Raw genomic sequence first — 23,657 nt, forward strand, 5'->3', positions numbered from 1 at the left:
ATGAGTAGTTCACAACATCCAGTCGCCCTTCGCTTGGAGCGACAGGTAGGTGGCGCGACGAAGCTACTGGCGACCGTTATGGGGCTTCCCCTGTTAGACGGTATCTTCCCCGCGCTCGTCCTCGCGGGTGGCGTGAACAGCGTCGCGGGCATCCTACAGGTCGGTCTGCTGGTCTTCGGCGGGAGCGCCACCGTCGCGGTCATCCTCGCCGAAATGGACGGCACGCCCCGCGAACAGGCCGGAACCGTGCTGACGGTCGGCGTCGGTATCATCGCGCTCGCGGCGGTCGAAGCCGCGTTCGCACCGACCATCGAGAGCGTCCTCGACACCGAGACGTTCAAGCGCTTCGCCGCGTTGGTCATGCTGGCCATCGCCGCGAAGACCGCGAGTTCCCGCCTCGGCGAGTACCTCCCCGGCCCGGGCGTCATCGTCGGTCTCGGGCTGATAGCCACCTTCCAGCCCGCGGGGTTCAACGTGGAAATCGTGGACTACGAACTCGTCCTGCGGGCCACCGCCGCGGCGGCGACGGGCGTCACGTTCGCGCTCCTCGTCGCGCTGACCTCGCCGTGGCTGCGCGGCGTCGTGGATATCGACCGCTTCCGCTTCGGGAGTGCGGTCGCGCTGGGCGTCCTGCCGCTGAGCCTTCTCAATCTCGCGCCCGGCAACGCCCCGCTGGCCGTGCTGGCGGTCACCAGCCTGCTAGCATTCGACCCCAACGCGGACGCGCCCGACGCGGACTCGAACGACCAATCCGAGGGCGACGACCCGACCGCGGCCGCCGAGGCGATGCAGAGCGAGGCGACGGACGCGACCGGTTCCGCGACGACCCCCGGCACCGACCCCGACCCCGCGCAGGCCGTCGCCACCGACGGCTCGGGCGGGCCGGACTCCGACGCGGGCTACGGCTACCCCGGCGAGGAAGACGACGACGAACGCGAACCGTGGCTGTAGGACGCGAGTAGTATCGCAGGTTTTGCGAGCCGTTCTCGTTTCGACGTGGCTCGATACCTATTTCTCTCGCGCTCGAGCGCTGGCGACGAGAAGGCTTACCCGCTCGGACCCGCTTTGGTCGGACATGGCCGACAACCGCGTCGTGCAGGGTCGCATGGTGACGCCCGAGGCCCTCGCGGAACTCATCGAAGGCGAGGACGTGATGGACGCCGAAGCTATCTCGGAGACCGACCGCGAGTGTCCCGACTGCGGCGGGGACGTACTCGAAGTCGGGTACATGCCGAGCGTGACGGAGTTCGTCACCGGGTGGAAATGCCAAGACTGCGACTGGGCCGACACCGACCGCGACTGAGAAAAATCGAAACCCCTTTACAGTGACTGGACCAACGGATTCCTGCGGGGTCGTGGCCAAGTCAGGGATGGCGACTGACTCCAGAGGCAACGCGCCTGGGACGAAACTCCAGCTGATATACCGAGCGGCCGACTGATCATCGGTCCGCGACGACGACCCTCTGGAGTTCCGAGGCGCACACACCGGAGATATCAGTCGATCGGGGGTTCAAATCCCTCCGACCCCACTCCGTAAATAACTCTTTCGCAGGCTTTTACTGCCACTAATCCGAGTTAAATCCGTTAGCGAGAATTACCGTCGAACAGGAGTCGGTGACGTCCGAAGAGATCGCTGAGATGCGGGATACAACGGAGCTTTCAGTTGAGGCCGAAGTAAAGTAGACAGTGGGGAAAGACGGCAGCCAAAACGCATTAATCACTCATGGTTCGTTCATCCTCGGCGTCAAAACCACCGACGACGGTGGAGACCTCGGTGCGGTGGACGAGACCGTCCAGATCAACAACCAGAAGTTGAGCGTTTCGACCTCGTTGACCGCGGGGCAGGCGCTCTCGGGTACGGTCGACCTGACGAGCAAGTTTACGGTTCAGAACAACGACGGGAACGAAATCGTCTACGAGTACAGCACCGACGGCGGTTCCTCGTGGTCGACGGTTAGCCCGCCGAGTCGTTCGACACGACGACCCTCGACGAGACGACGGTCGTCCTGAAAGCAAGTTCCAGTGACGCAGCGGGTAACACCGGTAATGCCCAGAAGTCGGTCACCGTCGACAACGAAGACCCGACGCTGAAGAACGCTTGGATTACGAAGGCCGATAGCTCCGGTACCGAGGTGAAAATCACGTTCAACGAGCAGGTCGACATCTCCACCATCAGCGCCTCGGACGTCCAAATCGCCGGTAGCACTGTCGATAGCATCGTTGCCGGAAACGCTGGCGGCTCGACGTCGCTCACGGTCAAGGTGAACAGCGAACTTCAGACAGCTACGAAGCCAAAGGTCGCAATCAGTGGCGGCTACACTGAGACGACCGGCGACACGAAGGTCAGCGGTGACACGGTCGTTCACACGGCTCGGCTCGACCTGAGTCAGGGCGAGAACTTCGTGTCGGTACCCGCCGCGGCGGGCGCGCTCGACGTCAGCAACCTCGACTCCTCGAACATCGAGCAGATAATCACGTACGAGAAGTCGGCAGATGGCAGTAACTGGCAGTTCCACAGCTTCGACGGAAACTCGAAGAACGACGACTTCGACTACCTCGAAGGCGGTCAGGGGTACATCTTCGTGATGAGTTCCGACGACACGGTCGACGTGAACGTCCAGAACGTGCCCGCGTCGGTGGCACCCGGCGAGGAATCCCTCGAAGAAGGGTGGAACTTGATCGGTCACTGGCAGGAAGGGAGCCAGAACGCGAACACGGCTCTCTCGTCGCTGAACTCCGGCACCATCGGTGACACGGTCCACCAGATGTACGAGCAGAGCGACGGCTCGAACGGCTTCAGCTACACGTCGGTCGACTTCAGCAGCTCGACGACGGACAAGCTGTCGCCCGGTGAAGCGTACTGGATCTTCGTCAAGGACGACGAGGTCTACACCGAGGCCGGATACGCCAGCTAACCGCAACCCAACTCCATCTCTACGCAGTATTTGGAGGTAAGTAATACGAAATGACAACACGTACGAAACAGAAGCGTACCGGTCTGCGGTTCCTGGCGGTCTGCCTCGCTGTCGCGGTAGCACTCGGGGCTGTAGGTGCCGTCGCTGGAACGCCACCGATGCCCCCGCATCAAGTGTCCGGGACGATCACCGACCAGAACGGAGACGCGGTAAGCGGTGTCTCCGTCGAGATCGTCTACGACGGGACGGTCATCAACCAGACGACGACCGACAGCGACGGCTACTACGAGTTCAAGGTGCCGGACCCGAACGACGATAAATCGGGCGAAACGCTGTCGTTCGTCGTCGACGGTGACGACACGGGCAAGCAGGTGACGTGGTCGTCCCCCGAATCGAGCCGAGTCGACTTCACCGTCGAGACGGACACTGGCGGCACCAGTACACCGGACGACGGCTCAGACGACGACTCGGATAACGACGACTCGAATAACCACGACTCGGACAACGACGGTTCCAGCGGGAGTCCGGGCGCCGGAAGCGGCGGCAACCAGAACGACCAAAACGACAGCAGCGAGACGCAGGACACCGTAGACGAGGACCTGGACAGCACGACCGAAGGCGCGAAAAACGACGACGAATCGAGCGAGACGAAGACGGCAACCGTCGAACCCACCGAGGAGACGGCGGTAGACACGACGACCGACGAGCCGGCCTCGACTGAATCTACGACCACGACCGAAGGTGGCGATGGCGGCATCCCCGGCTTCGGCATCGGCGTCGCGCTCGTCGCTGGTGCGCTCCTCGTCGTTCGCCGCAGCGCCTGAACAGTTCGCTAACTACCGGACTCCCCGGTTCGAATTTCGTTTTTTGGAAGAAGTGTCGAACTCGGTAGCGGTCCGTTCTGCTGGAGAGCATCACCGCGCCTCGACCGCGGTCAGTGTGATTCCAGTCGTCCTCGTTCTCCAGCACGTCGCCGAGACGTTCGGGGAAATCGTCGCGGTAGAGGAGGTAGGTTCCCCACTCCCGCAGGCCGCCTTCGGTTCGCGCCACCATCTTGAAATACCTCCTCTACACACCCTGTCGTAACTCATGCTCGACCTGCGGACGGTCGCCCTCGTCGCGCTCGTCCTCCTCGCGGGGTGTAGCGGCGGACTCGGAGGAACGACGACCCCCGACGCGACGACCTCGACCGCACCGACGGAGACTACCACGACACCGAACGCGACCGCTTCGCTGACCGAGACCACCGCCACGACCACCACCACCGAAGCGACGACCGCCCCGGCTACATCGACGACGGCCTCCACAGAGACGCCGACGACGGCATCTACTGGGATGCCGACGGCCACCGACGAACGGACCGACGTCGAGAACCCGTGGGGCAGGCGGAACGTGACGGTCGCGGTCCGGAACACGGCCAATCGGTCGCGGAACGTCGCGCCGTTGGTCGAGCGGACGCTGGCCTACTGGAACGGTGAGGGAAGCGAGTACGCCCACTACGACGTGACCTTCGTGCCGACTTCGGAGGTCATCGAGGCCGACGTCGTCGTGGAGTTCGTCAAGCGAATCGAGTCCTGCAACGGGACCGACACCAACTCCACGGTCGGGTGCGCGCCGCTGCTCGACGGTCGGGCCGTGCCGAGCGACCCCGCGCGGGTCCAAGTCGTCGCGGGTTACTCCAACCAATCGACCGTCGAGATTCTGAAACACGAGTTCGGGCACGTCGTCGGCGTCGAACACGGCGAGGAGCCGATGCCGACGATGCAGGCGATGTCGGCGGTCACGCACCTGTCGCAGCCGGACCTGCGCGACCGGGCGGTGCCGTGGCACAACAGCACGCTCGCGGTCCACGTGGACGTGTCGGCGCTCCCCGGCCACGAGCGCGAGGCGGCGCGCGAGCAGATTCGACACGCGCTCGACTACTACGAGTCGGGTGCCGACGGTACCGTACCGAGCAACGTCTCGTTCGTGCGCACGTCGAACCGGTCGGCCGCGGACGTGCGGATTCAAATTCCGGACGAGGCGTTCGACTGCGGCGGCGAGCGCCTGCGGGAAGGCTCGTGTGGCGAATCGTGGGTCTACGACACCGACACCGACGACGCGCCGGAGTACTTCGCCAGCTACGACGTCCGCGTCCGGGGCATCGACACCGACGCTATCGGCTGGCACGTCGGCTACTGGCTCTCGGACGCGATGGGCCTGACCGAGGCCGAACTTCCGTCACCGTTCGTGGACGCGGATTACGACGAGCGTCGGAGCGAGTGGTGGACGTGACGAGTGAATGGTGAGCCGGTAAAATTCGATTTTATCTATCTTATCTAAACCCCTCAACAGAGGATAACAACCCTTAACCTCTCGTCGTACGCCATCGTGGATAGAATGACTGCCGTCTTCACCGACGAAGACCGCCGCGAACTCGCCGGGCGTGCGCGGACGCTCGCGGAACGTCTCGACGGCCCGGCCAACGTCGCCGAGTCGTCGCCGCCCATCGACCCCGAACGCGTCCTCGACGAGTGGAGAGCGACGTTCCCCGACGAGGAGGCGTTTCGGGCGCGACTCGCGCGCGACGACCTCACCGAGGCGGCCGTCCGCGAGCAGGCGGCGGCGACGCGCTGGCCCGCCGACGAACCTCTGCCCGACTGGGTGGACCGACTCTCGGCGCTCGTCCGACGCGTCGAGGCGAGTACCGCGGACGACCGGGACGCCGGGGCGATACCCGACGAAACGCCGTTTCGGGAGTTGCTCGCGGCCGTCGTGAGCTTCGCCCGCGAGCGGGTGTCCGTCGAGGCGGTCCCGACGGAGACGCTCTCGTCGCTGGAGCGCCAACTCGCGGGGCGACTCGAATCGCTGTGCGTCCGGGCGCTGTACGTCGAGTTCAAGAGCTTCGTGGAGTACCACGACCCCGAACTGGCGGCGACGAGTCCCGACGACGTGGCCGAACCGCCCACCGACTACTACGAGCGGTTCGTCGCGGCGATGTTCGACGGCGGTTTCGATAACCTGTGTCTGGAGTACCCGGTGCTGGCGCGCCAGTTGGTCTCGCTCGTGGACGACTGGCGGAACGCCGTCGAAGAACTCTGCCGGCGCGTGGCGGCCGACCGCGACGCCCTGCGCGAGCGGTTCGACGTTCGCGGAGACGTGACCGGCTTAGAAGCGCTCACCGAGGACGCCCACGCCGGCGGCCGGGTCCCGGTCCGCGTCGCCTTCGAAGAGGGCGCGGTCGTCTACAAGCCGCGGCCGGTGGGCGGCGAAATCGCGGTCTACGAGGTCCTCGACCGCTTGGACGACCACCTCTCGACGCCCGACTTCGAGACGCCGTCGCTGCTCGCGCGCGACTCGTACGGCTGGATGGAACTGTGCGAGTACCGCGACCTCCCGGACGCCGAGGCGGCCGACGACTACTACGAGCGGGCGGGGACCCTGCTGTGTCTCGCGTACGTCCTCAACTTCACCGACTGTCACTACGAGAACGTCGTCGCGGAGGGGGACCTGCCGACGATTCTCGACGGCGAGACGGTCTTCCACCCGCACGTCGAGTCCGAGGCCAAGCCCTTCGAGACCGAAGCCAGCGCCGCGGTGGACCGGTCGGTCCTGCTGTCGGTGCTGTTGCCGTTCTCGGTCGGCGACCCGCGCGCGGACCGCGGCGGCCGGTTCGCCGACAAGGTCGCCGGACTCGGGAGCGACGGCGAGGAGACGGCCCTCCCCGGAAAGTCCGAACCGACCATCGAGGCGGTCAATACGGACGTGATGTCGGTCGAGATGGACCCCGTGACGGTGGACCCGAATACCAACACCCCGTCCGCCGAGGGTTCGGACCGACCGCCCGAGGAGTACGTCGAGGCCCTGATTCGCGGGTTCGAGGAGACCTACGAGACGGTCCGGGACCTACGCGAGGCGAGCCGATTCCTGTCGGAAATCGCCGACCCCGAACTGGTCGCGGGCGTCGAGACGCGACTGCTCTACCGCTCGACGGGGCGCTACGCCGAAGTCCTCCGGTCGGCGGCGGCTCGGAATCCGCTCCGGGACGGCGCGCGACTGACCGTCGAGTTCGAGGAGTTGGCGGTGCCGTTCTTCGACGGGACCGTCGAGTCCGACCGGCTCTGGGAACTGTACGCCGCCGAGCGACGCTCGCTCCGGAGACTCGACGTGCCGCGGTTCGCGTCGCGCGCCGACGAGCGGACGCTGTTGCACCGCGGCGAGCGACTCGACGGGACGGTAGACGTGACGGGCTACGAGTTCGTCCGCCGGCGACTCGACGCGATGAGCGACGAGGACCGGCGACGCCAGACGTGGCTGATTCGGCAAGCGGTCGGCGAGGTCACGACGGCGGAGGGGCCGCCGCCGTCGGGTAGCGAAGCGTCCGGTGGCGAGGCGGCCGGGGAAAAACCCCAGCAGGCGGACCGCTTCCGACGGGCGGCCATCGACTGCTTCGAGGGGGCGATGGACGCGCGGGTCGAAGTGGGCGACGACCCCGGTTGGGTGTCCATCGTCCCGGAGTCGGGTATCAACCTCTATCCGGCGGACGACTCGCTGTTCTGGGGCCGGGGCGGCGTCGCGCTGACCGCGGCGGCGCTGGCCGAGATGACGGGTCGAGAGCGCTACCGAGAGTTCGCCGCGGAGGCGCTGGCTCCGGTCGTCGAGCGCGTCTTCGACGGGAGCGTCGAGTTCGCCCACGGCGGGATGCAGGGAATCGGCTCGGTGGTTTACGTCCTCTCGGTCGCCGCCGAACTGCTCGGCGAGGACCGCTATCGGGAGGCCGCGTTGGCGGCGACCGAGACCGTGACGGGAGAGCGCGTCGCCGACGCCGACACGTTCGACGTGGTGGACGGCGTTGCGGGGACGCTACTCGGCCTGCTGGCGTACTACGAGCGGTACGGTGATGCCGAGGACGGCGGCGATGGCGGCAAGGGCGGCGGCGAAGACGGCGGTGAAGGCGGCGACGAGGTGCTGGCGCGCGCGGCCGACTGCGGCGACCGACTGCTCGACGCGCGGACCGACGTGGACGGCTACCGCGTCTGGGAGACGACGGGCGACGAGGTGCCCTACACCGGGTTCGCACACGGGTCGAGCGGCATCGCGTACGCGCTCGCTCGCCTCGCGGCCGCGACCGACGACGACCGATACGCCGAGGCGACGCGGGAAGCGCTGGAGTTCGAGTCGTCGCTGTACTCGCCGTCGCGGACCAACTGGCGACAGGCCGCGACCCGCGAGTCGTATCAGGACCGCTGGTGTCACGGCCGGACGGGGATGGCGCTCGCTCGAATCGGCATCGGCGAGCGACTCGGCGACGACGCGCTCGTGGCCGACGCCGGCGACGCGCTGGCCGCAACCGGGACCGGCGAAGCGTCGAACCTCGACAACCTCTGCTGTGGCAACTTCGGCCGGGTCGAAGCCCTGCTGGTCGGCGCGCGCCGCGCCGGATGCGACGACGCGCTCGCCGGCGAACTCGCGGCGCGGTGTCTCGCCCGCCGGGAGCGCGAGGGCGTCCTCTCGCTTCCGGCACACGACTCGTCGTTCGCGAATCCGACGCTCTTCGACGGCGTTGCCGGGCCGTCCTACGCTCTCTCGCGCCTCCTGAACCCGGACGCGCTTCCCTGCGTCCTCCTGCTGGAGTGACTCGCGCTCGATCCGAGACCGCCGTTCCTCGACGCCGCCTGTGGGTGTCGTTTTCCGTCCGACGAAAACCGACGCGCAACCACGAGGTATAATATTACTTACTGTAACTGCGGTGATGACGTGAGATAGTGTAGTATTTCTCCCATCCTTCCAAAATATTTAGAGTCGGGAACAAGCTTAATATATTAAAATACACGAAAAGATTTAATATTTTCCGGAGGCACGAATAGCTTGCAATGTCAGTTGCAATCGAAGCCGACGCTGGTAGCAAGGAACAGTACGACAGCGAGTTCACCGTCGAGACGTCCACCGAGGACGTGCCGGAGCAGGAAGTTGGCCACCGCGACGGCTGTGGCTTCACGTGCAGTCCGTTCTCGACCTTCTAAACGGTCGATACAGGAATCGAGCTTCATTTTTCGCGCGGCAGTCGAACCTCGCCAGTCGCGGGTCCGCGACGAGCGCCGCGTTCACTGAGACGACTCCTTTCGAGTAGCATCGTCGTCGCGCTCGGCCGTCGCGCCCGATTGGCGCTACGCCGACCTCGGTTCGTCGTAGAAATCCGGGGAGATGCCGAACGTCTCGTCGGACCGATAGAGAATCGCGTACTCGATGAACCGATAGTCGTGTATCGAGTCGTCCCACCGGTCCAGAACGTCGGACAGCGTGACCGACATCGGTTCGCCCTCCGCGGGCACGACCTCGACGCCGTATCTCGACGGTTCGCTCATCCACGGTTTCTCGATGAATTCGTAGTCCGCCTGACCGTCGCGTAACGCCGCGAGCCGAATCGTATCGCCGGATTTCACGGTCTCTCCGTCGATTACCTTCACCTCGAACTCGACGGGCACGCTGGCGGCGTTCTCGACGAACACGTCGTCCAGCGCGTAGGTCACGCTTCGCTCCGAAAGGTCGGAGAGCGAACCGAGGCACCCGGCGGTGAGCGTCGCGCCCGCGACGGCGATTCCCCGAATCGCGCTCCGGCGCGTATGACGAGCCACGTCGAGCGTGTCCGGCGAGTCGATATCAGTTTTTCGACTGACAGCTCCGCCGGGCGTCACGAGACGGCGATAGCCGACGAACTCCGGGTCGGAACGCGGCCGGACAGCGGCCGGAACGCGACCGGACTGCGGCCGGAACGCGGTGACGAGAGGGGCGACTCGACCGGGTCGACCCCTTCGCGGGAGGACCGAGCCTTCCCTCGAAATCAGCCACAACAGTAACCCGTCCGAGTCCACTATCAAACACGGAATGACCACCCACCACCTCGCCTCGTGGCTCGTGAAACACAGCGACATCCCGCTCACCGTCGTCAAGCCAGTCGCCACCAAACTCGGCGTCTCGACCAACTACCTCGGCGCGGCGCTGTTCGCGGGCCAGATCGTCTACGAGAATCAGGGTGCCATCGTCAAGTACGCCGACCGGGGCGGCGTCAAGGTCGGCGAGTTCCTGCACCGCCGCGCGGTCGAGCGCTACGGCGAGGACCACGCGCTGACCCGGCACCTCGGCGAGAACGTGGCGGCGCTGGACGAGGCCTTCGAGGGGAGCGAGGAGGAGGCGGTCACGTTCGCGGAGTTCTACCGACAACTCCGGACGATAGACCGCGACACCCCGAGTCTCGCGCCCGCGGCACGACTCCCCAACACGGACCTGCCCGACGCGAATCTGCCGGAGGACGCGCTACCCGACGTGGATTTGTCCGACAAGCGCCTGCCGGACGTTGACCTGTCGGGCGTCGTCGGCGGTGCGACGGGTGCGGTCGCCGACCAGCGCGACCGCTTGGCCGACCTGCGAACCGAGTTCGGGTCCGACGGAGAGACCGACTCGGACTCCGAGTCCGAGAGCGAGAGCGTCGAGATTCCCGTCGTGGACGAGAAGTGACGAGTCGGTCGCTGGAACAGCGACGTCGCCGTCGAAGCGCTATTTTTCGTTTTCCACCCGACCGGAGAGCTACGCTCGGGGAATCGGCCGTGAGCCGATTCCCCGAGCGCGGTCGAACGGGGGAACTAAGTCCCGGAGACGCCATCCTCGGGACGATGACTCCCTCGCGCGACGAGCCTGTCGGCCGTTTCGACCGACCGACGACCGTCGATTCCCCCGAACGACCGGCGACCGCCGACTCCCCCGAACGACCACCGACCGGCGACGCACTGCGCCGATGAAGTCGCCCGAACACGCCGCGCTCGGCACCGCGGCGTCGGTCCTGCTCGTCGCGGCGCTCCCCGTCCCGGTGCCCGTCGAGGCCGGACTACTGGTCGCGTACGGCGTCCTGCTGTCGGTCTTCGTGGACCTCGACCACTTCGTCGTCGCGCGCTACCTCGCGGGCGACTGGTCGCACCTCCGGCGGTGCGTCGGTGACCCCAAGTTCGCGTTCACCGAACAGGAGTCGGTCTTCGACGGCGTGGACACTCAGACCCTCGAAACGCTTCGCCTGCTGAGTCACCTGCTGTTGGGCGGCGCGTGGGTCGGCGTCCTCGCGCTGGTCCGGCCGGTCTACGCGCTGTTCACCGCCGGCGTCCTCTACGTCCACGTCGTCGCCGACCTGCTCCGGGACGCGGAGGTGGCCTGAGTTCGAGCGGCCGGCGGTCGGTCGAACTGAAGTTTTAACCCACCTCGCCGTCCATCCCCGACAGATGACAGGCGGGTCGCGCTTGCCGGGGATGCCCGACGACGAGGAGGGAGACCCCATCGTCCTCCACGTCGACATGGATTGCTTCTACGCGGCGTGCGAGCGGCGGCGCGAACCGCGACTGGAGGGCGAACCCGTCGTGGTCGGGATGGGCTACGAGGGCGGCGAGACCCACGGCGCGGTCGCCACCGCGAGCTACGAGGCCCGCGAGTACGGCGTGGACAGCGCCCAAGCCATCTCGACCGCGCTCGAACGCCTCCCGCGGATGGCCGACGCCGAGGACCCCGACAGCGACGCGGACCCCGACGACGCGGGCTACTACCGGCCGGTGGACATGGACTACTACGAGGCGGTCAGTTCGGAGGTCAAGGAGATCCTCCACGAATCGGCCGACGTCGTGCGGGAAGTCAGCATCGACGAGGCGTACCTCGACGTGACCGACCGAACCGCGTGGGAGGTCGCCGAGGGGTTCGCCCGCCACGTCAAACACCGCATCGACCGCGAGGTGGGCGTCACCGCGAGCGTCGGCGTCGCGCCGAACATGTCCGCCGCCAAAATCGCCAGCGACCACGACAAGCCCGACGGTCTCGTGGTGGTCGAACCCGGCGAGGTCCGGGAGTTTCTGGCACCGCTCGACGTGGCCGAGTTGCACGGCGTCGGTCCGGTCACGGCCCGCGAGTTGCGCGAGATGGGCGTCGAGACGGCGGCGGACCTCACGGACGCCGACCGCGCCGCGCTGGAAGACCGGTTCGGCGAGCGCGGGGCGGAGATGCACCGCCGGGCGCGCGGCGAGGACCAGCGCGAGGTCACGCCCACGGGCCGGCCCAAGAGCCTCTCGCGGGAGTCGGCGTTCACCGAGGCGACCGACGACGACGAGCGGAAGCGCGACCAGATTCGCACCCTCGCGGAGGCGGTGGCCGACCGCGCCCGCCGGAAGGGCGCGATGTACCGGACCATCGGCATCAAGGCCGTGACGCCGCCCTACGACGTGAACACTCGCGCGAAGTCGCTCCCCGGCCCGGTGGACGACCCGGAACTGGTCGAGGAGGTCGCTCTCGACCTCTTCGCCGAGTTCGCCGGCGTCGAGGTCCGGAAGGTCGGCGTCCGGGTCTCGAACCTCTCGTTCGCCGACGGCGAGCAGGCGAGTCTCGGCGACGGGTGGGAGTCGAGCGCGGACGAGCGGGACGGCGACGCCGAAGGCGACGGCTCGGACCCGGACACCGACGACGGACAGGTCTCGCTCGGTCGGCGGCGGGACGGCGATTCCGAGTCGCCCGATTCTCCCGAATCGGGCGACGGACGCGACGACGGGGGCGACGAGACGGCGCGAGACGACCCCGACGGACAGCTCTCGCTCGCCCGCGAGTGGGAGGGCGCGGACGGCGCGTCCGACCAATTGGCCGTGAGCGACCGTGAGGGCGAGAACTCCACGGACGACGGCGAGACGTCCGAGAGCGACGACTCGGACCCCGAGGGACAGGTCTCCCTCGGCGACTTCGGGTGACCCCCGGCGCGACTCGCCCGCGCCCGCCCGCCCCGCTCCGGACGCCGCCCCGCGCCGAGGCCCCGACAGTTTATGAGGGCCGGGTGAGAGGTAGCGCGCAAGAATGTCGCAGGAGACCATCGACGTGGCCGAGGTGAGCGCCGGGAAAGGGGGCACCGCCGGCGAGCCCGGCGACCCCGTGGAACTGCCCGTCGTGGAAGTGCTGACCGGGCGAGCGTTCATCACCGGCAAGTCGGGTTCGGGCAAGTCGAATACGATGAGCGTCGTGGCGGAGAAGCTGTTAGACGGCGGCTACCCGGTGATGCTCGTGGACACGGACGGGGAGTACTACGGTCTCAAAGAGGAGTACGAACTCCTCCACGCCGGGGCCGACGAGGAGTGCGACATCCAAGTCAACCCCGAACACGCCGAGCGACTGGCCTCGCTCGCGCTGGAGGACAACGTCCCCATCATCCTCGACGTGTCGGGCTACCTGAACGAGGCGGACGGCAAGGAACTCCTCAAAGCGGTCGCCCAGCAGTTGTTCGCCAAGGAGAAGAAACTGAAGAAGCCGTTCCTGATGGTGGTCGAGGAGGTCCACGAGTACATCCCCGAGGGCGGCGGGATGGACGAGTGCGGCCGGATGCTCATCAAAATCGGCAAGCGCGGGCGCAAGCACGGACTCGGCATCGCGGGCATCAGCCAGCGCCCCGCCGACGTGAAGAAGGACTTCATCACGCAGTGCGACTGGCTGGTCTGGCACCGACTCACGTGGAACAACGACACCAACGTCGTCGGGCGCATCCTCGGCAACGACTACGCCGACGCCATCGAGGACATGGGCGACGGCGAGGCGTTCATGACGACCGACTGGTCCGAGGAGACCCGCCGGGTGAAGTTCCACCGTAAGCAGACGTTCGACGCCGGAGCCACGCCGGGCCTCGACGACTTCGAGCGCCCGGACCTCAAGTCGGTCAGCGACGACCTGGTCTCGGACCTCCGGGAGATAAGCGAGGAGGAGAGCCAGCGCGAGGACCGCATCGAGGAACTGGAGCAGGAACTCCGCGAGAAGGAGAACCACATCGAGGACCTCGAACGCCAACTGGAGGAGGCCCGCGAGATGGAGGAGGTCGCCGACAAGTTCGCCAAGGCGATGCTCGACACCTCCCGGAACCGGCGCGCGAACCCCTACGTCGATACCGGCGGCGCGGCGATGCACGGCGGGAGCGGACAGGTTCCGGGAGGTCAGCAGACCGGCGAGCAGGTACAGCAGGCCGACCTCGGCGGGTTCGAGCAGGCCGACGCGAAGGGCACCGAATCGTCGGACGCCGACTCCCCGGACGGTGAATCGCCGGCGGCCGCGTCCGAGTCGGCCGACTCGGACGCGGCCGCCGACTCGACCCCCATCGACGCCATCCGGGCGAAACTCGACGCCCTCGCGCCGGTCGAGCGCGCCATGTTGGCCCACTACCTCCGGCAGGGTCCCGCGACCCCCGTCGAGGCGCACGTCGTGGCGGGCGGCCCGGAGGACCGCGAACTCGCCTACAACCACAACCGGACGCTCCGCCAGCGCGGGTTCGTCCAGCACGCCGGGGGCGGCGAGTACGTCGCGGCCTTGCCGAGTCTGCTCGCGGCGCTGACCGACGGCGAGATGGACGACGACACCCGGAAGGAGGCGCTGGAGGCGGTCGCCGAGGAACTGCCGGACGCGGAGTGACGGTCGAAGCGTTCGCGAACTTCGGTCGGTAACGCAGACGCGATAGCGCAGACGGAGGGGAGCGCAGGGCGACAGTTCCGACCATCGAGACGTATCCTCAGGGCTCGCGCTGGGAGGGCCACTGCCACGCCTGCGATTCCACGATACCGAGGACTCGTCGGCGTCGGTCCGAGAGGTCCGCGAGCCTACCGTCGAACTCCTCGTCGGAGACGGTCGGGACGCCCTCTTCGCGGACGACATCGAGGTTCGGGGCCGACGGCGGTCGGTCGCTGGGCCGAATCGGGAGGCTGTAGACCGATTGAAGGTAGCTCTGCACGCTCGACCGACCGGTTTCGAGCAGGGGCTCGTTCGGACGGTGTTCCGGGTCGACGCCGAAACGGAGCATCGTCAGCGCGTCGTCGAACACGCCGACGGCCATCGGCGTCGCCTGCTGTCGGCGACTGCTTCGGTAGTAGTGAAGTATCGGAAACGCCTTGTGCTGGGCCGCGACCGTGCTCAGTTTCGACGCGAACGTGTCCAGCGGAATGGCGTGTTCGTCGAAGTTCTCGCCGTCCCATCCCGTCCGGACGAACGCCTCGCTGCACTCGGCGATACCCTGAACGCTACTCGCGAACGAACGCGCGTTGACGACCGCCTGAAGGACGTTGATGAGGTACGTGACGCTCAGGGTGATCAGTATCATCCCGCTTCCGTTGGCGAGGGCGGTGACGATCTGCCAGACGCCGGACGTGGGGGAGAAGTCACCGTTACCCATCGTGAACATGGTGTAGGCGACGAAGTAGATCCGACCGATCCAGCTCACGGGCTCGGCACCGCGGGTGTAATTGAGCGCGTTCGTACCGCTGGCAAAGATGAACGTCCAGCCGGCCCAGAGGAGAACGACCCACATCGTGAGGGTCATCGCGAGTATCAGGGGCCCGGAGAGACTGAGTAGGCGAGACTGTCCCCGTCGGAGGCTCTGAAGTCCTCGCCACGTCCAGACCATCAGCGGCGTGGTAAGCGGACCCGCGCCGCCGTCGATCCAGAGCGTCGTCCAGAGGAGGTCCACGGCCCCGGCGACGGCGAGAGTGACACCGACGACGAGGTAGAACAGTTGTAGGTCACCTGCGAGTTGTAGTGGGGCGGGCGATACCTGATTCGCGGCGACGCTAACTGCCGAGACGGGCGAAGTGAGCGCGACCATCGGGGTTCGGTTTTTGGGCAAGTACTCGGAAATGCTGTTTGGCGGGCGCCTTCGGTCGGAGCGGAACGGATGAACTTTCACCGTCGCGGGACTACGCCCGCGCATGAACACGCTGGCGCGAGCGGGCGACGCCGACGACCGGTGGCGACTCCCACGGCACGCCTACGTCGTGGTCTACGACGAGCGCGAGACCGAACTGCTGACCATCTACGACTGCGGCGCGGCCCAGAAACCGCCCTCTGCCCGCCTCCTCGGCAACCTCGTCCGGGTGAAGGCCGACCACGAGTTGGAGAACACCGTCACGGGCTACGTCGTCCGGATGCGCGAGGAGTCGGTGCTGGAGAAGCAGGACGACGACCACTGGATTATCGTCGCCGAGTAGCGAACTCGGTCCTCACCGGACGTGTTCGTCCAGGAACGCCGCGATTCGCTCGAACATCTCGATTCGGTTGTCCAGTTTCGTGGTGTGATGGCCCTCGTCCTCGAAGATGAGCGTCTCGACCGGGACGCCCTGTTCTCGGACCTCCTCGGCGATTTGCCGGGCCTCGCCGACCGGGACGCGGGGGTCGTTCGCGCCGTGCTGGACGAAGAGGGGACACCGAATCTCGTCGGCCGAGTGGATGGGGCTGATGGATTCGAGGAACTCGCGGTCGTCGGCGAGCGACCCGTACTCGGCTTCGCGGTGCGAGCGCCGCCAGTCGCCCGTGTTCTCGAGGAAGGTCTCCCAGTTGGCGATGCCCACGAAGTCCACCGCCGCGGCCCAGAGGTCAGGGAACTCGGTGACGGCCGCCAGCACCATGAATCCGCCGTAGGACCGGCCGTAGGCGACCACGCCGTCGGGGTCGATTTCGGGGCGGTCGCGGAGCCACTCGACGGCTTCGGCGATGTCACGGACCGAATCCATGCGCTTCTCCACGTCGTCGAGCGCGGCGTACTCCTTCCCGTAGCCCGACGACCCGCGGACGTTCGGCTCGAAGACGGCGTACCCGGCGTCCAGCAGGTACTGGCGAATGGGCCGGAACCACGGCCGACGCTGGTGGTGCGGGCCGCCGTGGATGTCCACGACGACGGGGACCTCATCGGTCGCGGACCCTCCGTCTACACCGTCGGGGAGCGTGAAGTACGCAGGAATCTGCCTGTCGTCGAACGTTTCGTAGCGCACGAGGTCGGGCGCGGCGTAAGCATCCAACTCGACGCCGCCGGGAGAGGGTCGGGTCCAGCGCTCGGTCGGGACCGGACCGTCCTCGCTCGCCCCTCCCGCACTCAGGTCCGCGACGAAGACGGAGTGGTTCAGGTCCGGGGCCGAGACGGTCGCGGCGACGCGCTCGCCCGCCGGGCCGACAGTGAGGTCGTGGACGACGCCCTCGGGAACGTCGGCGTCGGCGAGCGTCGCGTCCGCGGCGTCGGTCAGCCGTCCGACTCGCAACTCCGCGTAGCCGTCCACGTTTCGGGTCAGCGCGAGGCGGCCCGAGTCGGCGTCGAGCGCGAACCGGTCGATGCTCCACTCCCCGCCGGAAACGACCGTCTCGGCGGTGAGCGAGTCGAGGTCGATTCGGACCAGTTCCTTCGCGTCGGCGTTGGCGTCGCTCAGGCAGTAGAGCGCGTCGCCGTCGGGACCGAACACTGGCTGGCGGTAGCGCACGTGACCGTCGTGGGGCGTGACGCGGCGGCGCTCGCCGGTCTCTCCGTCCACGACGAAGAGGTCGTCGTCGGAACTCGCCCGCGAGCGCCGGACGACGAGGCGGTCGCCGTCCCACGCCTCGACTTCCAGAAAGCCCTCCTCGTCGCTCTCGGCGAGGAGTTCCGGGTCGCCGCCGTCCGCGTCCATCGCGTACACGTCGAACCGCGCCGCGTCCTCCCGGTTGGCCGCGAACGCGATGCGGTCGCCGTCGGGGTGCCACGCGCCCCAACTGTGGATGGCGTCGGGGTCGTCGGTCAACTGCTCGACGGCGTTGGTCGCGGGGTCGAGTCGGAACAGTTGGTCGTGTTCGTCCGCGCCGGCGTCCTTCCCGAAGACGACAGCGCCGCCCGCGGGCGACCACGAGACGAACGAGACGCGCTCGTCGTAGAAGGTGCGCTGGCGGGGCCACGCGCCCGCCCCGTCGGTGGTCCAGACCTGCGCCGTGCCGGTCGTGTCGGCCAGAAACGCGAGGTCGCCGTCGGGCGAGAGCGTCGGCGCGACCGTCTGCCGTGCCGTGAAGTACCGCTTGACGTTCTCTGTCACGCCTCCCGAGTCGCGGCGAGCCCAGTTCAACCTGTGGATTCCGGAAGGGGCGTCGGGTTCGGGCGGGCGCGGCCGGGTGAGTCGCCCGGCCGCGCACGGCGACGCATCCCACCGTGGACGCGCTCGGTGAATCAACCGCCAGCGAAGCGCTCGATTAACCAACCGCCGAGAATGCGTGCGGTGACGCGAACCACCGCAGACGCTCGCCGACACGTCCACCGTCGGGTGGGATAAAGGGGCCGCCCGCTCGCGTTTGCGTGGTCGTCTCTGCGGGCCACTATTCGACGCGCCGAACGAAGCGAGGCGCGAGAATATCCCGCAGAGCGACCGCGAGCGGGAGGGGGCTTTCGAGGCGGTCGTCGCAACGATTCTCGCGGTCAGTTCCCAATCGATATGCTCGTTGAAAGGAACAGCCACCCACTCCTAAGAAACAAAATTATTTCTGAAACCTGCCTACAGCGGTGCCACCAAGTCCTCCAACGCTGCCTTCGGGTCGTCGGCCTTCGCCACGCCGCTGGCCAGCAGGACGCCCTCCGCGCCCAACTCCTGCGCGGCGGTCAGGTCCTCGCCGGTCGAGATGCCCGCGCCGCAGTAGACCGCCACCGAGTCGTCGGCGTCCTCGGCGGCCGCGACGGCGTCGGTCACGATATCGGGGTCGGCCTTGCTGACCGGCGTGCCGGTGCCGATGAGTTCCGGCGGTTCGACCGCCACGGCGTCTGGACCGAGACCCGCCACGGCACCGATTTGGTCGGGGTTGTTCGCGCAGATACACGTTTCGAGGCCGACGCGCTCGGCGGCCGCGAGCGCGGTGTCGATGTCCGCGAGTTTGAGGCGGCGCTCGGAGTGGTTGAGCATCGTCCCGGTCGCGCCCGCCTCGGCCGCGGCCTCGGCGAGCGTCGAACCGGTGTGACTACCGTGTTCGACGGGGCTGACGTGCTGTGCCCACGTCTCGACGCCGGTCTCGGCGACGCGTTCGAGGTGCGCGGCCTGCGGCGCGACGGCGATGGGGACGCCGGACTCCTCGCTCACGTCGCGGGCGGCGGTGGCGACTTCGACCGAATCGCACGGGTACGCCTTGAGGTTGACGACGACTTTCATACCCGGAACGTTCGTCGGGCCGGACTAATAGGTTGCGAGAACGGCTAGTAACGACCGTCGAAAAGCACACCGCGAGAACGACCGAAGCGAACTCGAAGGAGACCCCAATTTCTGCCGCCAGTACGACGACAGCGAGGAAAATGCGGTAGAAAGCTCCCAGACGGTCGGCTCCGGAGTCGAGAGCAGTTCCGTCGGTTGCGGGGTCGAGCGTCCGCGGAGGAGTGCGTCACCGAGCGCTCGCCGTGGGGTCGGTCGGCCGAGCGTTTGGATTGGTTTCAGTCCTTTCGCTTCACCACGTCGCCGAGGGTGTACTCGCCGGTGGAACTGCCTCCGCTCCACTCCTCGTCGTCGTCGCCGGACCCGCCAGCGGTCAGCGAGATATCGAGTTCGCGTTCGAGTTTTGTCTGAACCTCGTCGCTCGGGAGCACGTCGCCCCGTTCGAGCTTGCGGATGAGGCTGGCCTTCTCGTTGAGTTCGTCGGCGAGGTCCTCCTGACTCATCCCGGTGTTCTCGCGGGCGTTCCGGATACGGTCGTCGTAGTCTTGGGCGAGTTCGTCCATGTCGTCGAACATGTCCGAGCGCCGCGACTGCGAGGAACTCGAAGACGTACTCGACGACGAGGAAGAGCTACTGGAAGACGACGAACTGGTCGAGTACTTGGTAGACGAAGACCCGGCGTCCTGCGTCTTGACCTCGGTCCCGAAGTCCGAGCAGTTGTCGCAGACGTCCAACTCGGCCCCCTCGACCTTGATGGTCTTGGGGGAACTCGTCTCGGCACCGCACATCTCACACTGAACCATAGGGTAGGGTAGTCTGTCGCCGCTCTTAAATTCCACGCCGTGAGAATCGCCGAGCGGCGGCGAGATTCGAGTCCGCCGTGCTACGGCACTCGGTCGTCGTCCTGCTTGTCGCGGAGGTAACCGAACCCCTGCTTGACCTCGCCGTCTCGCTCGAAGTACTTGAGAATCCGGCGACACCGCTCGCGCGAGAGGCGCGTCTCGCGACTCAACTCGAACAGCGAGTCCACCTCCTCGGCCACTTCGAGGAACTCCTCCATGCTGATGTGGCTGTTCGCCGGTAGGATGTCCTCCAGTTCGACGTTGATACCCGATTCGCCCGGCCGTTCGTCCGTCATTACACTTCGCTGCTCCGATTGATTTCAACACGGCGAGGGGTGAAAAAGGTAACTGAACGACGAGGTTACGCCAGCGCCCGCCACGAGTAGTAGAACCGCTGGAGGGCGGTGAAGTGGCCGACGACGGCGAAGACGACGAGCAACCACCCGACCACCGAGAGGCCCGCGGGCGTCGCCGTCACGAACGCCGCGAGCGCCCCCGTCACGCCGACGAGCGCGAGGCGGTCGGCCCGGCCGAGCAGGCCGCCGTACACCCGGTCCAGTCCGACGGCTTGGGCCTGCGTGCCCAGATACGAGGTCATCAGCACGCCGGTTACCGCGGCGAGGCCGAGCGCGTACCGGCCGAGTCCGGCCGCCAGCCCCGAAATGACCACGATGTCGGCGTAGCGGTCCAGCACGTGGTCGAGCAGGTCGCCCGCCTTCGAGTCGGTGCCGAGTTCGCGCGCCAGCGCGCCGTCGAGCAGGTCGAGCCACCCGTTCAGGAACACTAACACCGCTCCGGCGAGATACCAGACCGGTTCGTCGCCCCCGAGGTAGAACGCGCCGCCGGCGCCGCCGGCCAGCACGAACGCGACGACGCTGACCGCGTCGGGAGTCAGACCGAGCCTGGACGACAGCGTTACGAACGGGTCGAGTATCCGGTCGGCGACGTGGCGGAACTGGTCGAGCGTCATATGTACTCGATGTACGAGACGTCGCCCGCGCTTGGTTCTCGCTCGCCCGCGACGACGGCCCGAATCTCTTCGGCCACCTCGTCGGGGTCGCGGTCGGTCGTCTCGATCTCGTAGACGTTCTCAACGCCGTGGGCGTTCACCGCCTCCGAGAGAATCACGTCGAGGGCCTCGCTCTCGGCGTTTTCCTCCGCTTTCGCCTCGGACTCGCCGCGCTCGGTGAGCCGGCGCTCCAGTTCCTCGGGGTGACAGCGCAGGACGACCACACGGTCGGCGTCGAGGTGGTGCGCGAGGTGCGACTCCACGAGGAGGTCCTCGCACCCGTCGAGTCGCTCCGCGATGGCGTCGAGGTCCGCCACGAGGCTGTCGCGCTCCTCGTCGCGCTCCTCCCAGAGGTCCTCGTCTCGAATCAGGTCGTTGAGGTGGACGACCTCCAGTTCAGTCTCCAGCGCCTCCACCGCCGACGTTTTCCCGGTACCGGGCGTCCCCGTCACTGCGACCCTCACGACGACAGCACCTCGTTGAGTTCCGAGACAGCGCGCCGAGTCTCGTCTTTCGTCCCGCAGGTGATGCGGACGCACTCGGGCAGGCCGAAACTCGTGCAGTCCCGGACGATGATTCCTCGGCGCTGGAGTTCGTCGGCGACGCCAGCGGCGTCGCCGACCTCCGCGAGGACGAAGTTGGCGTGGCTCTCCCACGTGTGGGCGTCCACGTCTTCGTACATGTATTCGCGCGACCACGCGGCGGTCTCGACGGTCCTCTCGGCGTGGTCGTCGTCGTCCAGCGCGGCGAGTCCGGCACGGCAGGCGACTTCGCTCGCGGCGAACGGGGTGTTCACGCGAGCGTAGGCGTCGGCCCACTCCTCGGGGACGACGCCGTAGCCGAGACGGACGCCCGCGAGTCCGTACACCTTCGAGAAGGTCCGGAGGACCGCCACGTCGTCGCGCGTTTCGAGGAGTTCGACCGCGCTCGGGCCGTCGTGGAACTCGCCGTAGGCCTCGTCCACGAGGACGAGCGCGTCGTCGCCGGTCTCGTCGGCGATTTCCTCGATTGCGTCCAACTCGAAGCGCTTGCCGGTCGGGTTATGCGGACTCGTCAGATAGACGATGCGCTGGCCGTCGTAGTCCGACAGGACGGTCTCGCTGTTCAGCGCGAAGTCGTCGTCCTTCGAGAGATGATACTCCGCGACCTCGCCGTGGTGGAAGCGCGCGCTCATCCCGTAGTAGGCGAAGCCCGGTTCGGGTACCAGCACCTCGTCGCCCGGTTCGAGCATCGCGCGGGCCAGATAGTCCAGCACGCCGTCGCCGCCGTTCCCGAGCCAGACCTGTTCGGGCGCGACGCCCCACTCGTCGGCCAGTTTCTCCGTGAGGTCGGCGTGGGAGGCCTTCGGATAGGAGTGGGCCGACCCCGCGGCGTCCTCGATGGCCGCGACCGCGGCCGGACTCGGGCCGAACGGGTTCTCGTTCGACGCGAGTTTCACGAGGTCGTCGGGGTCCAACCCGAGTTCGCGGGCGACCTCCTCGATGCCCCGCCCGGCCTGATACACGGTGTGCGAAGAGAGGTCCCGTGGTTCCATGTGAGAGAGGTGTGGGCCGCTCGCCTTAAGACTGCTTACCTCCGGCGAACGACGAAGAGCCGAACCAGCGGCTCGGAGTGCCGAGAAATCGTTCCTCCCCGACGCCGGACGGTATTTTTGTCAAAATCCGCCCAGTACACATAAGGAAATTCCTGTGGTCGCTCCGGTGGGGAGAAACACCATGTCACACGAAAACCGCAACCGTTGGGGAGACGCCGAGGAGCGCAGTCACGAACGCAGTTCGCAGGGCGAAGGTGACACGCGAGGCGACCGCTACTCGTCGGGCGGCCGGGAACGAAGCCAGTCCGGCGGACGACGGGGCTCCGAGCAGAACGTGCCCGGACAGCACCAGACGGGCCACGGCCACGAGTCCGGCCAGCACCAGCAGACGGGTCAACAGCAGTCGGGTCACCAGTTCGGTCAACACGGCCAATCCGGTCAGCATCAACAGACCGGTCAACGCGAGCAGTCCGGTCAGCATCAGTCCGGCCAGCACCAGCGGCAGTCCGGCAGTCAGCATGGCCAGCAGAGAAAGCGATACGGAAGTAATCGCCGACAGCAGAGCCAGCACCAGCAGACCGGCGAGCATCAGGAGGGTCGGCATCAGCAGACCGGCGAACATCAGACCGGTCGGCACCAGCAGACCAGTCAGCATCAGACTGGTCAGCATCAGCAGACCGGTCAGCACCAGACCAGTCAACATCAGCAGACCGGCGAACATCAGACGGGTCAGCACCAGATGGGTGGCCGGGACGTGCAGGAGCACGGCCACCACCAGCAAAGCGAAAGCCAGCAGGGGGGCAAGCGATACGGAAGCCGACGACAGCAGGGCGGCCAGTCCCAGCAGCGCGGCCAGCAGAGCGGTCAGCAACAGGGAAGTCAGCAGAGCGGTCAGCAACAGGGCGGTCGCCACCTGAGCAGCCAGCGCCACGAGGTCGGTCAGAATCAGGGGCGAGGTCAGCAGGACCGCCGTTCGGAGAGCGACGTTCACGAACTCAGCCAGCACGGCGGGAGCGGTGGGCAGTACACCGGTCACGACCAGCAGTCCGGACAGCGAACGTCTCGACACGGCGGTCAGGAGACGGGCCGGACGAGCCACCAGTCCAGCCAACACCAGCGGCGCGGGAGCGACATCCAGAGCGGCCAGCAGTCGAGCCAACACGGCGGTCATCAGCAGTCCGACCGACAGCAGGGCCGACAGACCGGGCGCGAGCAGAGCCAGAACCAGTACGGCGGGAGTTCCGAGAGCGGATTCAGTCCCGTCCAGCAGACCATGATGCGCGGCGAGGAGCAGCACGACCAGCGCAACGAGTCGCGTCGATAGCCCGGTCTCCCGAGCACCACCAACGCCCGTAAAATCGCCTCAGGAGTTCGAAAGCGGCTTTTTTCACCCGTCTCTCCGGAGGTGAGAGA

Annotated in this window: 23 protein-coding genes and 1 tRNA gene; 14 read left to right on the plus strand and 10 right to left on the minus strand. The window is 67.0% G+C overall.

The genetic code is table 11. The features are described from left to right. The 9 genes from M0R88_RS16180 (at position 1) to M0R88_RS16220 (ending at position 8,917) form a co-directional block, all read left to right on the plus strand. Complete coding sequence (locus M0R88_RS16180) at positions 1 to 951, plus strand: DUF5794 domain-containing protein (protein ID WP_248654456.1); 951 nt, start codon at positions 1 to 3, stop codon at positions 949 to 951. 124 nt (positions 952 to 1,075) lie between these two features. Beyond that, on the plus strand, positions 1,076 to 1,303 hold the full coding sequence (locus M0R88_RS16185; RefSeq protein WP_248654457.1) for a DUF5795 family protein: 228 nt from the start codon (positions 1,076 to 1,078) through the stop codon (positions 1,301 to 1,303). Positions 1,304 to 1,349: 46 nt separating this feature from the next. After that, positions 1,350 to 1,529, plus strand: a tRNA-Trp gene (locus tag M0R88_RS16190). A 157-nt stretch (positions 1,530 to 1,686) separates the two neighbouring features. Further along, the gene (locus tag M0R88_RS16195) at positions 1,687 to 2,010 is read left to right on the plus strand and encodes a hypothetical protein (RefSeq protein WP_248654458.1); all 324 of its coding nucleotides are present in this window, start codon (positions 1,687 to 1,689) and stop codon (positions 2,008 to 2,010) included. Between the two features lie 122 nt (positions 2,011 to 2,132). Next, complete coding sequence (locus M0R88_RS16200; RefSeq protein ID WP_248654459.1) at positions 2,133 to 2,915, plus strand: hypothetical protein; 783 nt, start codon at positions 2,133 to 2,135, stop codon at positions 2,913 to 2,915. A 158-nt stretch (positions 2,916 to 3,073) separates the two neighbouring features. Next, positions 3,074 to 3,739, plus strand: a complete 666-nt coding sequence (locus M0R88_RS16205) for a carboxypeptidase-like regulatory domain-containing protein (RefSeq protein WP_248654460.1) — start codon at positions 3,074 to 3,076, stop codon at positions 3,737 to 3,739. Positions 3,740 to 4,004: 265 nt separating this feature from the next. Continuing rightward, entirely contained in the window at positions 4,005 to 5,189 is a 1,185-nt protein-coding gene (locus M0R88_RS16210; protein ID WP_248654461.1) for a zinc metalloprotease, read from the plus strand. A gap of 105 nt (positions 5,190 to 5,294) precedes the next feature. After that, on the plus strand, positions 5,295 to 8,531 hold the full coding sequence (locus M0R88_RS16215) for a type 2 lanthipeptide synthetase LanM family protein (protein WP_248654462.1): 3,237 nt from the start codon (positions 5,295 to 5,297) through the stop codon (positions 8,529 to 8,531). Positions 8,532 to 8,767: 236 nt separating this feature from the next. Then, positions 8,768 to 8,917 (plus strand): hypothetical protein, encoded by a 150-nt coding sequence (locus M0R88_RS16220; protein WP_248654463.1) that lies wholly within the window; start codon positions 8,768 to 8,770, stop codon positions 8,915 to 8,917. A gap of 144 nt (positions 8,918 to 9,061) precedes the next feature. On the opposite strand, the gene M0R88_RS16225 is transcribed toward M0R88_RS16220, so the two are convergent. Further along, positions 9,062 to 9,529 (minus strand): hypothetical protein, encoded by a 468-nt coding sequence (locus M0R88_RS16225; protein WP_248654464.1) that lies wholly within the window; start codon positions 9,527 to 9,529, stop codon positions 9,062 to 9,064. A 250-nt stretch (positions 9,530 to 9,779) separates the two neighbouring features. On the opposite strand from M0R88_RS16225, the gene M0R88_RS16230 reads away from it, so the two are divergent. The 4 genes from M0R88_RS16230 to M0R88_RS16245 all read left to right on the plus strand — a co-directional run bounded on the left by M0R88_RS16230 (position 9,780) and on the right by M0R88_RS16245 (position 14,357). Beyond that, a complete protein-coding gene (locus M0R88_RS16230; RefSeq protein WP_248654465.1) occupies positions 9,780 to 10,409 on the plus strand; it encodes a hypothetical protein in 630 nt (209 codons plus the stop codon). A 277-nt stretch (positions 10,410 to 10,686) separates the two neighbouring features. Further along, positions 10,687 to 11,097, plus strand: coding sequence for a hypothetical protein (locus M0R88_RS16235; protein WP_248654466.1), 411 nt, complete (start codon positions 10,687 to 10,689; stop codon positions 11,095 to 11,097). Between the two features lie 64 nt (positions 11,098 to 11,161). After that, positions 11,162 to 12,661 carry a DNA polymerase IV gene (gene dinB, locus M0R88_RS16240; protein ID WP_248654467.1) on the plus strand — a complete coding sequence of 500 codons (1,500 nt, stop codon included), beginning with the start codon at positions 11,162 to 11,164 and terminating at the stop codon, positions 12,659 to 12,661. A gap of 103 nt (positions 12,662 to 12,764) precedes the next feature. Then, on the plus strand, positions 12,765 to 14,357 hold the full coding sequence (locus M0R88_RS16245; RefSeq protein WP_248654468.1) for a helicase HerA domain-containing protein: 1,593 nt from the start codon (positions 12,765 to 12,767) through the stop codon (positions 14,355 to 14,357). Between the two features lie 97 nt (positions 14,358 to 14,454). Here the strand turns inward: M0R88_RS16245 and M0R88_RS16250 are convergent, their stop codons facing one another. Then, positions 14,455 to 15,540: a potassium channel family protein gene (locus M0R88_RS16250; protein WP_248654469.1), complete on the minus strand. Its 1,086-nt coding sequence runs from the start codon at positions 15,538 to 15,540 to the stop codon at positions 14,455 to 14,457. A 103-nt stretch (positions 15,541 to 15,643) separates the two neighbouring features. Between M0R88_RS16250 and M0R88_RS16255 the strand changes: the two genes are divergently transcribed. Beyond that, positions 15,644 to 15,922: a hypothetical protein gene (locus M0R88_RS16255; RefSeq protein WP_248654470.1), complete on the plus strand. Its 279-nt coding sequence runs from the start codon at positions 15,644 to 15,646 to the stop codon at positions 15,920 to 15,922. A gap of 12 nt (positions 15,923 to 15,934) precedes the next feature. On the opposite strand, the gene M0R88_RS16260 is transcribed toward M0R88_RS16255, so the two are convergent. From M0R88_RS16260 to M0R88_RS16295, 8 genes are all read right to left on the minus strand, one after another. Continuing rightward, positions 15,935 to 17,764, minus strand: coding sequence for a S9 family peptidase (locus M0R88_RS16260; RefSeq protein WP_248654471.1), 1,830 nt, complete (start codon positions 17,762 to 17,764; stop codon positions 15,935 to 15,937). A gap of 453 nt (positions 17,765 to 18,217) precedes the next feature. Beyond that, the gene (gene tpiA, locus M0R88_RS16265; protein WP_248654472.1) at positions 18,218 to 18,862 is read right to left on the minus strand and encodes a triose-phosphate isomerase; all 645 of its coding nucleotides are present in this window, start codon (positions 18,860 to 18,862) and stop codon (positions 18,218 to 18,220) included. A gap of 275 nt (positions 18,863 to 19,137) precedes the next feature. Continuing rightward, a complete protein-coding gene (locus M0R88_RS16270) occupies positions 19,138 to 19,662 on the minus strand; it encodes a multiprotein bridging factor aMBF1 (RefSeq protein WP_248654473.1) in 525 nt (174 codons plus the stop codon). A gap of 80 nt (positions 19,663 to 19,742) precedes the next feature. Next, positions 19,743 to 19,997, minus strand: coding sequence for a hypothetical protein (locus M0R88_RS16275; protein ID WP_248654474.1), 255 nt, complete (start codon positions 19,995 to 19,997; stop codon positions 19,743 to 19,745). Between the two features lie 65 nt (positions 19,998 to 20,062). Further along, complete coding sequence (locus M0R88_RS16280) at positions 20,063 to 20,671, minus strand: CDP-alcohol phosphatidyltransferase family protein (protein ID WP_248654475.1); 609 nt, start codon at positions 20,669 to 20,671, stop codon at positions 20,063 to 20,065. Continuing rightward, the gene (locus M0R88_RS16285) at positions 20,668 to 21,174 is read right to left on the minus strand and encodes an adenylate kinase family protein (protein WP_248654476.1); all 507 of its coding nucleotides are present in this window, start codon (positions 21,172 to 21,174) and stop codon (positions 20,668 to 20,670) included. The genes M0R88_RS16280 and M0R88_RS16285 overlap by 4 nt, the downstream gene beginning before the upstream one ends. Further along, positions 21,171 to 22,244, minus strand: a complete 1,074-nt coding sequence (gene hisC, locus M0R88_RS16290; protein ID WP_248654477.1) for a histidinol-phosphate transaminase — start codon at positions 22,242 to 22,244, stop codon at positions 21,171 to 21,173. The genes M0R88_RS16285 and hisC overlap by 4 nt, the downstream gene beginning before the upstream one ends. 184 nt (positions 22,245 to 22,428) lie before the next feature. Then, the gene (locus tag M0R88_RS16295; protein ID WP_248654478.1) at positions 22,429 to 23,541 is read right to left on the minus strand and encodes a hypothetical protein; all 1,113 of its coding nucleotides are present in this window, start codon (positions 23,539 to 23,541) and stop codon (positions 22,429 to 22,431) included. Positions 23,542 to 23,657 lie beyond the last annotated feature (116 nt).

The sequence above is a fragment of the Halorussus gelatinilyticus genome, from assembly GCF_023238445.1.
GTDB classification, from domain to species: domain Archaea; phylum Halobacteriota; class Halobacteria; order Halobacteriales; family Haladaptataceae; genus Halorussus; species Halorussus gelatinilyticus.